Annotated in this window: 11 protein-coding genes and 3 tRNA genes; 13 read left to right on the top strand and 1 reads right to left on the bottom strand. The window is 73.2% G+C overall.

All coding sequences use genetic code 11. The features are described 5' to 3' along the window. The first annotated feature begins 9 nt into the window (after positions 1–9). The 5 genes from ACFZCF_RS03720 (at position 10) to ACFZCF_RS03700 (ending at position 3,451) form a co-directional block, all read left to right on the top strand. Entirely contained in the window at positions 10–1,758 is a 1,749-nt protein-coding gene (locus ACFZCF_RS03720) for a LytR C-terminal domain-containing protein (protein ID WP_391284382.1), read from the top strand. Between the two features lie 69 nt (positions 1,759–1,827). Continuing rightward, on the top strand, positions 1,828–2,265 hold the full coding sequence (gene rsfS, locus ACFZCF_RS03715) for a ribosome silencing factor (protein WP_388440830.1): 438 nt from the start codon (positions 1,828–1,830) through the stop codon (positions 2,263–2,265). Beyond that, positions 2,262–2,915: a histidine phosphatase family protein gene (locus ACFZCF_RS03710; protein WP_391284779.1), complete on the top strand. Its 654-nt coding sequence runs from the start codon at positions 2,262–2,264 to the stop codon at positions 2,913–2,915. The genes rsfS and ACFZCF_RS03710 overlap by 4 nt, the downstream gene beginning before the upstream one ends. A 105-nt stretch (positions 2,916–3,020) precedes the next feature. Further along, a tRNA-Ala gene (locus tag ACFZCF_RS03705) sits at positions 3,021–3,093 on the top strand. Positions 3,094–3,217: 124 nt separating this feature from the next. Further along, positions 3,218–3,451 (top strand): hypothetical protein, encoded by a 234-nt coding sequence (locus ACFZCF_RS03700; protein ID WP_026277450.1) that lies wholly within the window; start codon positions 3,218–3,220, stop codon positions 3,449–3,451. On the opposite strand, the gene ACFZCF_RS03695 is transcribed toward ACFZCF_RS03700, so the two are convergent. Then, the gene (locus ACFZCF_RS03695) at positions 3,430–4,716 is read right to left on the bottom strand and encodes a glycosyltransferase 87 family protein (protein WP_391284777.1); all 1,287 of its coding nucleotides are present in this window, start codon (positions 4,714–4,716) and stop codon (positions 3,430–3,432) included. The two genes, ACFZCF_RS03700 and ACFZCF_RS03695, sit on opposite strands and share 22 nt — an antisense overlap. A gap of 142 nt (positions 4,717–4,858) precedes the next feature. Here ACFZCF_RS03695 and ACFZCF_RS03690 point away from each other — a divergent pair. The 8 genes from ACFZCF_RS03690 to ACFZCF_RS03655 all read left to right on the top strand — a co-directional run bounded on the left by ACFZCF_RS03690 (position 4,859) and on the right by ACFZCF_RS03655 (position 14,489). Beyond that, positions 4,859–4,931: transfer RNA gene (locus tag ACFZCF_RS03690), tRNA-Ala, on the top strand. 72 nt (positions 4,932–5,003) lie between these two features. Beyond that, a tRNA-Ala gene (locus ACFZCF_RS03685) sits at positions 5,004–5,076 on the top strand. Between the two features lie 270 nt (positions 5,077–5,346). After that, positions 5,347–8,214 carry a leucine--tRNA ligase gene (gene leuS, locus ACFZCF_RS03680; RefSeq protein WP_391284379.1) on the top strand — a complete coding sequence of 956 codons (2,868 nt, stop codon included), beginning with the start codon at positions 5,347–5,349 and terminating at the stop codon, positions 8,212–8,214. Between the two features lie 170 nt (positions 8,215–8,384). Further along, positions 8,385–9,110, top strand: a complete 726-nt coding sequence (locus ACFZCF_RS03675; protein ID WP_391284378.1) for a hypothetical protein — start codon at positions 8,385–8,387, stop codon at positions 9,108–9,110. 108 nt (positions 9,111–9,218) lie between these two features. Beyond that, positions 9,219–10,064, top strand: a complete 846-nt coding sequence (locus ACFZCF_RS03670) for a DegV family protein (RefSeq protein ID WP_391284376.1) — start codon at positions 9,219–9,221, stop codon at positions 10,062–10,064. A 389-nt stretch (positions 10,065–10,453) separates the two neighbouring features. Then, positions 10,454–11,233, top strand: coding sequence for a helix-hairpin-helix domain-containing protein (locus ACFZCF_RS03665; protein ID WP_391284373.1), 780 nt, complete (start codon positions 10,454–10,456; stop codon positions 11,231–11,233). Beyond that, the gene (locus tag ACFZCF_RS03660; RefSeq protein WP_391284371.1) at positions 11,230–13,803 is read left to right on the top strand and encodes a ComEC/Rec2 family competence protein; all 2,574 of its coding nucleotides are present in this window, start codon (positions 11,230–11,232) and stop codon (positions 13,801–13,803) included. The genes ACFZCF_RS03665 and ACFZCF_RS03660 overlap by 4 nt, the downstream gene beginning before the upstream one ends. A gap of 68 nt (positions 13,804–13,871) precedes the next feature. Continuing rightward, the gene (locus ACFZCF_RS03655; RefSeq protein ID WP_388440811.1) at positions 13,872–14,489 is read left to right on the top strand and encodes a winged helix-turn-helix domain-containing protein; all 618 of its coding nucleotides are present in this window, start codon (positions 13,872–13,874) and stop codon (positions 14,487–14,489) included. Position 14,490 lies beyond the last annotated feature (1 nt).

Here is a 14,490-nt window from a genome sequence, read left to right as displayed (position 1 = left end):
GGGGCACCGGTGAACGACCAGCAGAACCCGTACGACCCGTACTATCCGCAGCCGCAGATCATCGGCTACGACGCGTACGGGCAGCCGGTGTACCAGCAGCCGGCCCAGGCCCCCCAGCAGGCCGCCTACGACCCGTACGCCGGGCAGCAGCAGTCGTACGGCTACGACCCCTACGCCCAGCCCCAGGCCCCCCAGCAGCACCAGCAGCACCAGCAGCACCAGAGCCCCCAGTCGCACTCGTACGACGCCTACGCCGCACCGCAGCAGGACCAGGGCTACGCCCCGCAGCAGCACGCCTACGACCCGTACGCGCCCTACGGGGGCGGCGGGCAGCACGGCGCGCAGCAGTGGCAGGCCGCCGAGCCCGCCGCGCCCGTGGCCGCCCCGACGGGCGTCCCCGGCCAGCGGCCCGCCCCCGAACCGCCCGCCCAGCACACGGCGCCCGTGGCGCCCGCGGCGTCCCGGAGGGCGGACGCCGGTGAGGACCGGGAGTACCGCACCGAGCAGTTCTCCTTCATCGAGGAGCCCGACGAGGACTCCGAGGACGTCATCGACTGGCTCAAGTTCACCGAGAGCCGGTCGGAGCGCCGCGAGGAGGCCCGTCGGCGCGGCCGCCACCGGGTGATCGCCCTCGTCGTCGTCCTGGCCGTCGCCGTCATCGGCGGCGTCGGCTACCTCTGGTCCGCCGGCCTCCTCCCCGGCACCGGGGACTCCGCGCAGAAGGACGAGGCCGCGGCCACGGGCCCGCAGCGGCGCGACACCATCGTCCTCCACCTCCACGACATCCAGGGCGGCGGCACCTCCACCGCGCTCCTCGTGGACAACTCCACCACCAAGCAGGGCACCACCGTCCTGCTGCCCAACGCGCTCGCCGTGTCCGATTCCGAAGGCTCCGCCACGACTCTCGGCAAGTCCGTCGAGGAGGACGGCTCCAGCGGCACCCGCGAAGCCCTCGACACCCTCCTCGGTGCCAAGATCGCCGGAACCTGGCGCCTCGACTCCCCGTACCTGGAGAACCTCGTCGAGTACCTCGGCGGCATCGAGGTCGACACCGACACCGCCGTCCCGGACCCCAAGGGCAAGAAGGGCGCCGACCCGCTCGTCGCACAGGGCGAGAAGCAGACCCTCACCGGCCGCGGCGCCGTCGCCTACGCCACCTACCGCGCCGCCGGCGAGGCCGAGGCCAAGCAGCTCCAGCGCTTCGGCCAGGTCGTGAACGGCATGCTGAAGAAGATGCCCAGCGACCCCGCCAACGCCACGACGGCCATCGAGTTCCTCCAGCAGATCGCCGATCCCTCCCTCCCCGAGAAGGACCTCGGCGCCTCCCTCGCCAAGCTCGCCGACCACGCCAAGACCGGTGCCTACAAGACCGCGCTCCTTCCCGTCGGCGAGGACGGGACGCTCGCGGAGGGTGCCGGCGACAGCGTCGTCAGGGACATCCTCGGCGGCAAGGTCACCGCCGTCGAAGCCGGCGGGGTGCCGCGGGTCTCGGTCAAGGACGCCACCGGCGAGGACGCCGTGGAGGCGGCCAAGGTCGCCCTGATCAACGGCGGCTACGCGTTCGTCGGCGGCAGCAAGACCGACAGCCGGCCGAAATCCCAGGTCGTCTACGGCGACGACGCCCAGAAGGCCACCGCGGCCGAGGTCGCCAAGACCCTCGGACTGCCGGCCGGATCGGTCGTCAAGGGCAAGCCCGCGGGCAACGCCGCCGTCACCGTCGTCCTCGGCCGGGACTACGAGATTCCGGGCGCGTCGTAATCGTTTGCGGGGTCGTCGGCGGTCCGTGAGACCCTGGAGGGGTACCCGCCCGCCGACGAAAGCCTGCTTGTGACCGCCACGGATCGCTCCATCGAACTCGTCCACGCCGCCGCCCAGGCGGCGGCCGACCGGCTCGCCCACGACATCATCGCGTACGACGTCAGCGACGTGCTGTCGATCACCGACGCCTTCCTGCTCGCCTCCGCGCCCAACGACCGCCAGGTCAAGTCGATCGCCGAGGAGATCGAGGAGCGGCTCCAGAAGGAACTCGGCGCCAAGCCGGTCCGCCGCGAGGGCGACCGCGACGCCCGCTGGATCCTCCTCGACTACGTCGACATCGTCGTCCACGTGCAGCACAGCGAGGAGCGGGTCTTCTACGCCCTGGAGCGGCTGTGGAAGGACTGCCCCGAGCTGCCCCTGCCCGAGGACGCCGTCAAGACCCGCGGCAAGGCGGCCGAGCACGCCGCCCTGACCGGCGCCGACCTTGCGGACGGTGAGCTGAGCTGAGCGCAGCCAAGGGCGGCACCGGCCGCCGCATCGTCCTGTGGCGCCACGGCCAGACCTCCTGGAATCTGGAGCGCCGCTTCCAGGGCTCGACCGACATCGAGCTCACCGAGGCCGGCGTCCACCAGGCCCGCCGCGCCGCCCGGCTGCTCGCCGCCCTCCGCCCCGACGCGATCGTCGCCTCCGACCTGAAGCGGACGGCGGCCACCGCCGCCGAGCTGGCCGCCCTCACCGGCCTCACGGTCGCCCACGACGCCGCGCTGCGCGAGACGTACGCGGGGGAGTGGCAGGGCCTCACGCACGAGGAGATCGTCGCGCGGTTCGGCGAGCAGTACGCCGCCTGGAAGCGCGGCGAGCCGGTCCGCCGGGGCGGCGGCGAGCTGGAGACCGAGGTGGCCGACCGGGCCGCCCCGGTGATCCTGGAGCACGCCGACAAGCTCCCGGCGGAGGGCACCCTGGTCGTGGTCAGCCACGGCGGCACCATCCGCACCGCCATCGGCCGGCTCCTCGGCCTGGACCCGCACCACTGGGAGGGACTCGGCGGCCTCTCGAACTGTTCCTGGTCCGTCCTCGGCGAGGGCGCGCGCGGCTGGCGCCTCCTGGAGCACAACGCGGGCTCGCTGCCCGAGCCGGTCCTCGGCGACGACACCTGACGTCCCGGCCGGGCCCCAGCGCCACCGGACAGCCCGGATTTCACTTTCCGGCAGGTCACAGGCTAAAGTTCTTCTTGTTCGCGGCGCTGAGCGCCGAGAACGTGAGGGGCTATAGCTCAGTTGGTAGAGCGCCTGCATGGCATGCAGGAGGTCAGGAGTTCAATTCTCCTTAGCTCCACAGTCACCGGATCCCGTTCCCCGACAGGGGGGCGGGATCTGTTGTTTTGTCACTTCTGAGGGCCGCCCGGCCATGGCAGAATCGGACGGCCGGAGGGGGATCAGGTCCGGACGGGAGGGTGGCCTTGGGTGCGCACAGGCGGAAGTGCGACTGGTGCGGCAGCGGCACGCCCATCGTGCGGGACATGGACCCCGTCAACCCCGAGTACCAGTACTGGTGCGAGGAGTGCGCGCGGGCGCTGATCATAAAAGGCGACCCCATCGAGACCTACCGCGAGCTCGAAGGGGAGCCGATCTACGGCCGGCTCCTCGACGAACACTGCACCCTGAAGCGGTTCTACTCCTTCGCCACGGCCTGACGCTCCCGGACCGCCGACGGCTCCCCGGCAACCTCCGGCACCGCCGCGCGCGGCGACCTCCGCACCGCCAGGGCGTACCCGGCGAAGACCGCCAGGGCCGTCAGCGGATAGACCGCCGACAGGACCATCTGGCCCGCGTTCTGGTCGAGTTCGGGACGGCCCGGGTCGTGCGGCACCCACCACAGGGCGAACGAGACGAAGGTCGTCGCCACCGCTCCCGTCACCCACCACGCGCGCGTGCGGTCGTACAGCAGGATCAGCAGCGGCACGCACCAGACCCAGTGGTGGGACCAGGAGATCGGCGACACCATCAGCGCCGTGAAGGCGGTGACGACCACGGCCACCGGCTTGTCGCCCCGCACCGCCGCCCGCACCGCCAGCGCCATCCCCGCGCCGCCCAGCAGGACCGCCGCCGCGAGCCACCACAGGCCGGGCGCGTCGGTGTGCATCAGCCGGGCCAGGACCCCGCTGAGGGACTGGTTCGCGGTCTCCTCGGCGTGTCCGACCCGGCCGGTCTCGAAGAGCGTCCGCGTCCAGAAGGTCTTCGAGTCCGCCGGCAGCGCCATGGCCATGGCCAGCGTCGTGACCAGGAAGACCCCGGTAGCGGTCAGCGCGGTGCGCAGCCACTGGTTCATCCCCCGGTCCCGCCGCCACAGCAGCACCCCCGCGGCCAGGAGCAGCACCACGAAGAGGCCCGGTGTGAGTTTCACCGCGGTCGCCAGGCCGATGCCCAGGCCGGCCCAGCGGCTGCCCTCGCGGCGGGTGAGGTCCCACAGCACCGCCACGGCGACCAGCAGGTTGATCTGCCCGTACCGGAGGGTCGTCCACACCGGTTCGCACCAGACCACGACCGCCGCGACCCCCAGGGTGGTACGCCACAGGTCCGCCCGCCGCGCGGGCGAGGCGAGCACCGGGCGGACCAGCTCGAGCGAGAGCCGCACCAGGGCCACCACGAGCAGCAGGTTCCCCGCGGTGGAGAGCGTCCGCATCAGCGGGACGCCCACCAGGGTCAGCGGCAGGAACAGCACGGCGGCGAACGGCGGATAGGTCATCGCCAGGTTCGCCGAGGTGGCGCGCATCGCGTACAGGTCGCCGCCGGCCCGCAGGGTCTCGGCCTCGGCCCGGTAGACCATGACGTCGAGCATGTTCACGTGGGCGACGCGCTGCGCCACCCAGAAGGCCGCGAACGAGATCAGGCACGCCGCCGCGGCGGCGACCAGGGGCCACGGCCGGGCGCGGGACGGGGAAGGGATGGAGGTGGACACGGAGGGGGACACAGGGGGCGACCCTACCCGGAGCCTCCGACAGTGCCGGAGAAACGGATTTGGAGTTCTGCCCGGCGGCCGGTTACTGTTCTGTCCGTCGCCGCGAGGAAGACCCGAGAGGGAGCCGGGCGGACGATCACGAGGGGCTATAGCTCAGTTGGTAGAGCGCCTGCATGGCATGCAGGAGGTCAGGAGTTCAATTCTCCTTAGCTCCACAGAAGGCAGATGGGCCATCCACTCCGGATGGCTCTCCGCACTTCTGCGGTAAGCTGAACGCCGCAATACGAGGGGCTATAGCTCAGTTGGTAGAGCGCCTGCATGGCATGCAGGAGGTCAGGAGTTCAATTCTCCTTAGCTCCACAAAAGAGAAGCGGGCCATCCGGATCGGATGGCCCGCTTCGTCGTTCCCGCCCGGCCCGTGGACTTCGATGCGGCCCGTGTGAGCGCTGCGGTACCCTGGCGCCATGCGTGCCGTACGCCTCCTGCTTATCGAGCCGCGCTGACCAGTCCCGACGGGCGGAAGACACCCCGTCGGAGTCGGCGCGGCGTCCCCTCCTGTGCGAGGGGATTTTTCATTTCGTGGGCAGTTCGTGGCAGTGGGCAGAGACGATCGATGGAGCTTCTAGGACCATGACCGAGATCAACACGGCCGCCGAGACGGCGGCCCCGCATCGCTATACGGCGGCCATGGCCGCCGACATCGAGGCACGCTGGCAGGACGTCTGGGACGCCGAGGGCACCTACGAGGCGCCGAACCCCTCCGGTGACCTGGCGGGCGACCCCGAGGTCGCCGCCCGCCCCAAGAAGTTCATCATGGACATGTTCCCGTACCCCTCCGGTGCGGGCCTCCATGTCGGCCACCCGCTCGGCTACATCGCCACGGACGTCTTCGCCCGCCACGCGCGCATGACCGGCCACAACGTGCTCCACACCCTCGGCTTCGACGCCTTCGGCCTGCCCGCCGAGCAGTACGCCGTGCAGACCGGCACGCACCCGCGCGTGTCCACCGAGGCCAACATGGAGAACATGAAGGCCCAGCTGCGCCGGCTGGGCCTGGGCCACGACAAGCGCCGGTCGTTCGCCACGATCGACCCCGAGTACTACAAGTGGACCCAGTGGATCTTCCTGCAGATCTACAACTCCTGGTACGACACCGAGGCCGCCAAGGCCCGCCCGATCGCCGAGCTGGTCGAGCAGTTCGAGAACGGCACCCGTGAGGTTCCCGGCTCCACGCGCGCGTGGGCCGAGCTCTCCGCCGCCGAGCGCGCCGAGGTCCTGGGCGAGTACCGCCTGGCGTACGCCTCCGACGCGCCGGTCAACTGGTGCCCCGGCCTGGGCACCGTCCTCGCCAACGAGGAGGTCACCGCCGACGGCCGCTCCGAGCGCGGCAACTTCCCGGTCTTCAAGTCGAAGCTGCGCCAGTGGAACATGCGCATCACCGCCTACGCGGACCGTCTGCTGGACGACCTCGACGGCCTGGACTGGCCCGAGGCCATCAAGCTGCAGCAGCGCAACTGGATCGGCCGCTCCGAGGGCGCCCGCGTCGACTTCCAGGTCGGCGACACCGGTGCCATCACCGTCTTCACCACCCGCCAGGACACCCTCTTCGGCGCCACCTACATGGTCCTGGCCCCCGAGCACGACCTGGTCGAGAAGATCGTCCCGGCCGCCTGGCCCGAGGGCACCCACGACGTGTGGACCGGTGGCCACGCCACCCCCGCGGAGGCCGTCGACGCCTACCGCAAGCAGGCCGCCTCCAAGTCCGACGTCGAGCGCCAGGCCGACGCCAAGGAGAAGACCGGCGTCTTCACCGGCGCGTACGCGACCAACCCGGTCAGCGGCGAGCAGGTCCCCGTCTTCATCGCCGACTACGTCCTCATGGGCTACGGCACCGGCGCCATCATGGCCGTCCCCGCCCACGACAGCCGCGACTTCGCCTTCGCGCGCGCCTTCGAACTGCCGATGCGCTGTGTCGTCGAGCCGAACGACGACCGCGGCACCGACCCGTCCACCTGGGACGACGCCTTCGCCTCCTACGAGGCGAAGCTGGTCAACTCCACCGGCGACGAGATCTCCCTGGACGGCCTGGGCGTCGTCGACGCCAAGGCGAAGATCACCGCCTGGCTCGCCGACCGCGGCATCGGCGAGGGCACCGTCAACTTCCGCCTCCGCGACTGGCTGTTCAGCCGCCAGCGGTACTGGGGCGAGCCCTTCCCGATCGTCTACGACGAGGCCGGCGTCGCCCACGCGCTGCCCGAGTCGATGCTGCCGCTGGAGCTGCCCGAGGTCGAGGACTACTCGCCGCGGACCTTCGACCCGGACGACGCCGACACCCAGCCCGAGACCCCGCTCTCCCGCAACGAGGAGTGGGTGCACGTCACCCTCGACCTGGGCGACGGGCCGAAGAAGTACCGGCGCGAGACCAACACCATGCCCAACTGGGCCGGTTCCTGCTGGTACGAGCTGCGCTACCTCGACCCGCACAACGACCAGAAGCTGGTCGACCCGGCCATCGAGCAGTACTGGATGGGCCCGCGCGAGGGCATGCCCACCGGCGGCGTCGACCTGTACGTCGGCGGCGCCGAGCACGCCGTGCTCCACCTGCTCTACGCCCGCTTCTGGTCCAAGGTCCTCTTCGACCTGGGCCACATCTCCTCGGCCGAGCCCTTCCACAAGCTCTACAACCAGGGCATGATCCAGGCCTTCGTCTACCGCGACGCCCGCGGCATCGCCGTGCCGGCCGCCGAGGTCGAGGAGCGCGACGGCGCCTACTGGTACGAGGGCGAGAAGGTCAGCCGCGTCCTCGGCAAGATGGGCAAGTCCCTGAAGAACGCCGTCACGCCGGACGAGATCTGCGTCGAGTACGGCGCCGACACCCTGCGCCTGTACGAGATGGCGATGGGCCCGCTGGACGTCTCCCGCCCGTGGGACACCCGCGCCGTGGTCGGCCAGTACCGGCTGCTCCAGCGGCTGTGGCGCAACATCGTCGACGAGGCGACCGGCGAGGCCACCGTCGTCGACAGCGCCCCCGACGAGGACACGCTGCGCGCCCTGCACAAGGCCATCGACGGCGTCGCGCAGGACATGGCCGCGATGCGCTTCAACACGGCCATCGCCAAGATCACCGAGCTGAACAACCACCTGACCAAGGCCGGCGGCGCGGTCTCCCGCACCGTCGCCGAGCAGCTGGTGCTGTTGGTCGCCCCGCTCGCCCCGCACATCGCGGAGGAGCTGTGGCACCGCCTCGGTCACACCGACTCGGTCGTCCACCAGGCGTTCCCGGTCGCCGACCCGGCGTACGTCGTCGACGAGACCGTGACCTGCGTCGTGCAGATCAAGGGCAAGGTCAAGGCCCGCCTGGAGGTCTCCCCGTCGATCACCGACGCCGAGCTGGAGGCGCTGGCGCTGGCCGACCCGCACGTCGTCGCGGCCCTCGGCGGGGCCGAGATCCGCAAGGTGATCGTGCGCGCGCCGAAGCTGGTGAACATCGTGGCCTGAGCGGCCCCGGTGCTCCGGGAGCCCTGTGAGACCCGAGCGGTCCGACGGGGCTAGGGGGTTTCCCCTACGGGCAGGTTGGGGGTTCCGATGGAACCCTCAGCCTGCCCGTTCCGTTTACCGTGGAAGAACCACAGCCGTGGGACGCCGACGGAGCCGAGGAGCGACACACCATGGAAGCCGCGATTGTCACGATCCTGGCGCTGCTCTTCCTCTCTTTCGTGGCGCTCGGGGTCTACGCCACGGTCAAGGTGGCCAAGGCGGCCAAGCGCGGCGTCGACCGGACCCTCGACCAGGCCAGGCGCACCGTCGAGGACACCACGCTGAAGGCCAAGAGCTTCGGACAGGTCGGCGTCGCCGCCGAGCTGGCGAAGCTGCGGCTGGCGCTGCGCGGCTCGATGCGCGCCACCCAGGACGCGCTCCAGGCGGGGGCCGTCGAGGACGCCTCGCTGCGGGAGTCGCTCGACCTCTTCGCCCGGCTCAGCGCGCACGGGCGCGAACTGGACGAGGACCTCAAGCGGCTGGAGCGGGAGCCCGACAAGGCGTACGTGGCCGGGCAGCTGGCCACCCTGACCGAGCGGACCGAGCGGATCACCGGCTCGGCCGACGCGCTGCGGCGGGCCGCCCATGACCGGGCCCGCCGGTTCGCCGAGGACGACCTGGAGACGCTGAGCGCCCAGATCGACGTGGAGACGGGCGCGCTGCGCCACTGGACCACCGTGGACCGGGAGCCCAGCGGGACGGAGACGTCGCAGCCGGCCTGGTACGAGTCGGCCCCGGGCACTCCGGAGCAGCCGCAGCGGCAGGCAGCGGAGACGCCGCAGGCGATCACGGCCCCCGACCCCCGGACGACCCCCTACCCGTGGGAGAAGACGGCACGACCGGAGTCCGCGGGCTGACCCCAGACGCGCGAGAAGGGCGGCGCATGTCGCTCCACGGTGCCGAAGGAGCGGCTGTGACCGGGGCCGGGCTGCCGAGCGGCGGTCTCGGCGGGTAACCTCCCGCTCATGTCCCGGCATGTCGCGATCGTCACCGATTCCACGGCCTACCTGCCACCCCAGACGATGGAGCGGCACGCCATCACCGCGGTCCCGCTGACCGTCGTCATCGGCGACCGCGCCTTCCTGGAGGGCACCGAGATCTCGGCCAGATCGCTCGCCGAGGCGCTGCAGAAGCGGCGGTCCGTCACCACCTCCCGGCCCAGCCCCGAGGTCTTCGCCGCCGCCTACCGCGAGGCCGCGGACGCGGGAGCGCAAGGGATCGTCTCGCTCCATCTCTCCGCCGAGGTCTCCGGCACCTACGACGCCGCCGTGCTCGCGGCGAAGGAGGCGCCCGTTCCCGTGCGGGTCGTGGACACCCGCATGATCGGCATGGCCCTCGGATTCTGCGCGCTCGCGGCGGCGGAGGTCGTGGAGGGCGGGGGCTCGCTGGAGGAGGCCGTCGCGGCGGCCGAGAAGCGGGCCGGCGACACCTCGGCCTACTTCTACGTCGACACCCTGGACTATCTGCGCAGGGGCGGGCGGATCGGGACGGCGCAGGCGCTGCTCGGCTCCGCCCTCGCGGTGAAGCCGCTCCTCGAACTCGACGGCGGCCGCATCGAGCTGCGGGAGAAGGTGCGGACCGCGTCCAAGGCCATCGCGAGGCTGGAGGAGCTGGCCGTCGAGCAGGCCGGGTCCGGGCCCGTCGACATCGCGGTCCACCACCTCTCGGCGCCGGAGCGGGCCGACGCGCTGGCCGAACGCCTGCGGTCCCGCGTCCCCGGCATCGGGGAGCTGCACGTCAGCGAGGTCGGCGCGGTGATCGGCGCCCACACCGGGCCGGGACTGCTCGCGCTGGTCGTCTCCCCGCGCTGAGACCGGCTCTCTCACCCGTGTGGGTGAGGGAGTTGTCCACAGAGCCATCGCTGTCCACGGAAGCCGGAGGGCGACGGCACGGGGCTGTGGCGGCTCCTACCGTCGCAGACATGGATCTTCGTACGGCTTCGTTCTCCGTTCCTTCTACGTCCCCGTCCCGTGCCGCCGGGAGCGGGCCCGGGCCCGTGGGGCCTGGGCGGGGCGCGCCGCCCGGGCGGGCGAGGCGGCGGGCTCGGGTGCGCCGCGCCCTGACCCGGCCCGGCCCGGCCGGGGGTGACGCCGGCGTCGTGCGGGAGCGGGGGGACGCGCTCTTTCCGCCCTCGCCCTCACCGCCCTCACCGCCGCCGTCGTTGCCGTCGGTCGTGGAGCCGGTGGTGGGCGAGGAGGCCGTGATCGATGAGCCCGTGGGGGAGCGGCGATGGCGGGCGGCGGTGCGGGAGCGGCTTCCGCTGTGGGTGCAGACGCGGTGCGGCCTGGAGCCGAGGTCGTTGGCGGCGCTCGCCGTGGTCCTCGTGGTGGCGGCCTGCGCGGCGGGCGGATTCTTCTGGGCGGGGCGGCCGGAGCAGGTGCGGGCGCCGGAGCTCGTGGGCGTCGCACCGGCGGCCGCCTCGCCCGTGTCGGCGACAGCGTCGGCGTCGGCGCCCGCCGAGCCAGGTGAGGGTGCCGGTCCCGGTGGAGGCGCGGGTCCCGGTGGCAGTGCGGGTCCCGGTGGAGGCGCGGCCGCGGCGGAGGTCGTGGTCGATGTGGCGGGGAAGGTGCGCCGCCCTGGGGTGCTGACGCTGCCGGCCGGGTCGCGGGTCGCGGACGCGCTGCGGGCCGCGGGGGGCGTGCGGGCGGGGGCGGACCTGACGGGGCTCAACCGGGCCAGGGTCCTCTTCGACGGTGAGCAGGTGCTCGTCGGGGTGCCCGGTGCGCCCGCCGGCGGGGGCGGCGCGGCCCCGGCGGCGGGGCCGGGAGCAGGGCCGGGCGGCAGCGCTGCGCCGCTGAACCTCAACACGGCGACGGCCGAGCAGTTCGACGGACTGCCGGGCGTGGGGCCGGTACTCGCGCGGCGGATCGTCGACCACCGTACGGAGCGGGGCGGTTTCCGCTCGGTCGAGGAGTTGCGCGAGGTCGACGGGATCGGCGAGCGCCGCTTCGCGGACCTTCAGCCGTTGGTGCGGCCATGACGCGGGACCAGGGGACGTGGCAGGAGGAGCCGGCCGATCTGCGGCTCGTTCCGCCCGCGTTGGCCGCGTGGGCGGCCGCCGCGGCGGCACTGGGCGTGGCGGGCTGGTGGGCGGTGGCCGGCGTGGGGATCTGCCTGGCCGGAGCCGCGGCGCTGCTGACGCCGGCGGTGGCGCGGTGGCTGACGAGGGGGCGGGATCCCGTTCGGGACGGACGGGCGGGAGGTGCGTTGGGCGGAGGGTCGGGCGGTGCGTCCGGCGGAGGGGCGGGCGGTGCGTCGGGAGGAGATGCGTCGAGCGGAGGGGGACGGGGGCACGTGTCGCCGGGGTGGCGGCTGCGGGCCACGGCGTGGGCGGGGGTGTTGCTGTGCGCCGCGGCCGGTGCCGCTTCGGCGGGGCTGCACGCGGCGGACCTGCGGCGGGGGCCGGTTCCCGTCCTGGCCGAGGAGTACCGGCGGGGCTGGGCGGAGGTGACGGTGACCTCGGATCCCCGGCTCACTCGGCCCCGGGTCAGCGGGCGGGCGATGGTGCCCGTGTCGGTGGTGATGGACGGCGAGGTGGTCCGGGTGGAGCGGACCGACGGGGCGGTCGTGCGGACCCGTGCGCCGGTGCTCCTGATCGTGCCGCCGGGGGAGGGGCGGGACGCCTGGCTGCGGCTGCTGCCGTCCACGCGGCTGCGGGTCGCCGCACGTTTCGCGCCGCCCAGGGAACCCGGCGACCCCTACGCGGCCGTCCTGAAGTCCCGGGCCGGGCCGCCGCGGATCGTGGCGCCGCCGAGCGCCCTCCAGCGGACGGCCGGCGAGCTGCGGGCCGGGTTGCGGGCGGCGACCGACGGGCTGGAGCCGGACGCGCGGGCGCTGCTCCCGGGCCTGGTCGTGGGGGACACCTCGCGGATCGGCACCGAGCTGCGGGACGCCTTCGAGGCCACGGATCTCACGCATCTGCTGGCGGTCTCGGGAAGCAACCTCTCGATCGTGCTGCTCCTCCTCGTCGGGCGTCCGGGGCGGGCACGGCAGGTGGAGCGGGGCGGGCTGGCGCCGAGGATCGGGCTCTCGCTGCGGGGCACGGCGCTGGCGGGGGCGGGGCTGACGGTGGCGTTCGTCGTCGTGTGCCGGCCCGACCCGAGCGTGCTGCGGGCGGCGGCCTGCGGGCTGGTGGCACTGCTCGCGATCGCCACCGGGCGGCGGAGGTCGCTGATCCCGGCGCTGGCCGCGGTGGTGCTGGTCCTGGTGCTGTACGACCCCTGGTTGGCGCGGAGTTACGGGTTCCTGCTGTCGGTGCTCGCGACCGGGGCGCTGCTGGTGGTGGCGCCGGGGTGGAGCGAGGCACTGCGGCGGCGTGGGGTGCCGGGGCGGCTCGCGGAGGCGCTGGCCGCCGCGCTGGCGGCGCAGGCGGTGAGCGCGCCGGTCGTGGTGGTCTTCTCGGCCCGGATGAGTCTGGTCGCCATTCCGGCGAACCTCCTCGCGGAGCCGGCGGTGGCGCTCGCGACCGTGTGCGGCTTCGGGGCGCTCGCGGTGGCGCCGGTGTGGGGAGCGGGGGCGGAGAGCCTGGCGTGGGTGGCGGGGTGGCCGGCCGGGTGGATCGCCCGGGTGGCCAGGACGGGGGCGGCGCTGCCGGGTGCGGAGCTGGCGTGGCCCGGCGGCTGGTGGGGAGGGGCGGCGCTGGCGCTCGTGACGGTCGCGGTGGTGGCCGGGGTGCGGCGGCTGCGGCACCGGACGTGGCCGGTGGTCGGGGTGGTGCTGCTGCTGGTGCTCGTGGTGGCCCGTCCGGTGCCGCTGGTGCGCTGGGTCAGCGGCTGGCCGCCGCCCGGCTGGGTGTTCGCGATGTGCCAGGTCGGCCAGGGAGACGCCACGGTGCTCGCCGCCGGCGGGGGTGCGGGGGTGGTGGTGGACGCGGGGCCGGACCCGGCGGCGGTGGACCGCTGCCTGAGCGAACTGGAGGTGAGCCACGTCCCGTTGCTGGTGCTGACCCACTTCCACGCCGACCATGTGGCCGGGCTTCCAGGGGTGTTGAAGGGACGGAGCGTGGGGGCGATCCAGACGACGGGTCTCGAAGAGCCTCCCGGGCAGGCGGAGTTCGTGCGGAGGGAGGCGAGTGCCGCCGGGGTGCCGGTGGTGCGGGCGGAACCGGGGGAGCGGCGGCGGGCCGGGGCGCTGGAGTGGCGGGTGCTGTGGCCGCCGGCCGGGCCGGCACCGCCGGACGGGGGGCCGAACGACGCCAGCGTCACGCTGCTGGTCCGGGGGCCCGGCGGGGTGAGCGTGCTGCTGCTCGGCGATCTGGAGCCACCGGCGCAGCGGGCGCTGTGGCGGGCCCATCCGGAGCTGGGCGCGGTGGACGTACTCAAGGTCGCCCATCACGGGTCCGCGCACCAGGACCCGGGGCTGACGGGCGCGGTGCGGCCGCGGCTGGCGCTGGTGTCCGCCGGCAGGGACAACCCGTACGGGCATCCGTCCCCGCGGACGCTGGCGGCGCTGCGGGCGGGCGGGGCGCGGGTGCTGCGGACGGACGAGGACGGGGCGATCGCGGTGGCGGGCGCGGGGAGGGGGCTGGTCGCGGTGGCGCGCGGCTGGTGACCCGCGAGGGAGTAAGCGCATCTAAAGGAATGGTTGTAAAGGAGCCTTTCTATAGATAGCTTTAGATCATGACGGAGAACAACGCGTCGCACCCCGAGGGCGAGAAGCGCCACAGCGTCAGGCTGACCGACCCCCGGGCGCTGCGGGCCTACGCCCACCCCCTGCGGATGACCCTGGTCGGACAGCTGCGCAGGCACGGACCGTTCACCGCCACCCGGGCCGCCGAACTGACCGGCGAATCGGTGGCCAGCTGCTCGTACCACCTGCGGATACTCGCCAAGTACGGCCTCGTTGAGGAGGCCCCTGGCGGGCGCGGCAGGGAGAAGCCCTGGCGGGCCACCGCCCGGTACACCGAGTGGCCCGGCTACAGCGAGGACCCCTCGGTCGCGCAGGCGACCGACGAGCTCAACGTGGCCGTCGCCGAGCGCTACTTCGGGCGGTTCGCCCAGGTCCTGGAGAACCGGACGGGCGTCACCAAGGAGTGGCGGGAGGCCGAGTTGTTCGGGGACGCGCTGGTGTACCTCACCCCCGACGAGCTCCGCGCCCTCGGCGAGCGGATCGACGAGCTGCTCGGGGCCTACCTCCACCGCGAGGACGATCCGGCCGCCCGGCCCGAGGGCGCGCAGCCGGTCAGCTTCCTGAAGATCGCCTACCTGGACCCTGACACCGACGACGTCGAGGAGTGAC

The sequence above is a fragment of the Streptomyces sp. NPDC007945 genome (assembly GCF_042958885.1).
Classification (GTDB): Bacteria; Actinomycetota; Actinomycetes; order Streptomycetales; family Streptomycetaceae; genus Streptomyces.
The sequence above is the reverse complement of the archived record's forward strand: the minus strand, read 5'-3'. Positions and strand labels throughout refer to the sequence as shown.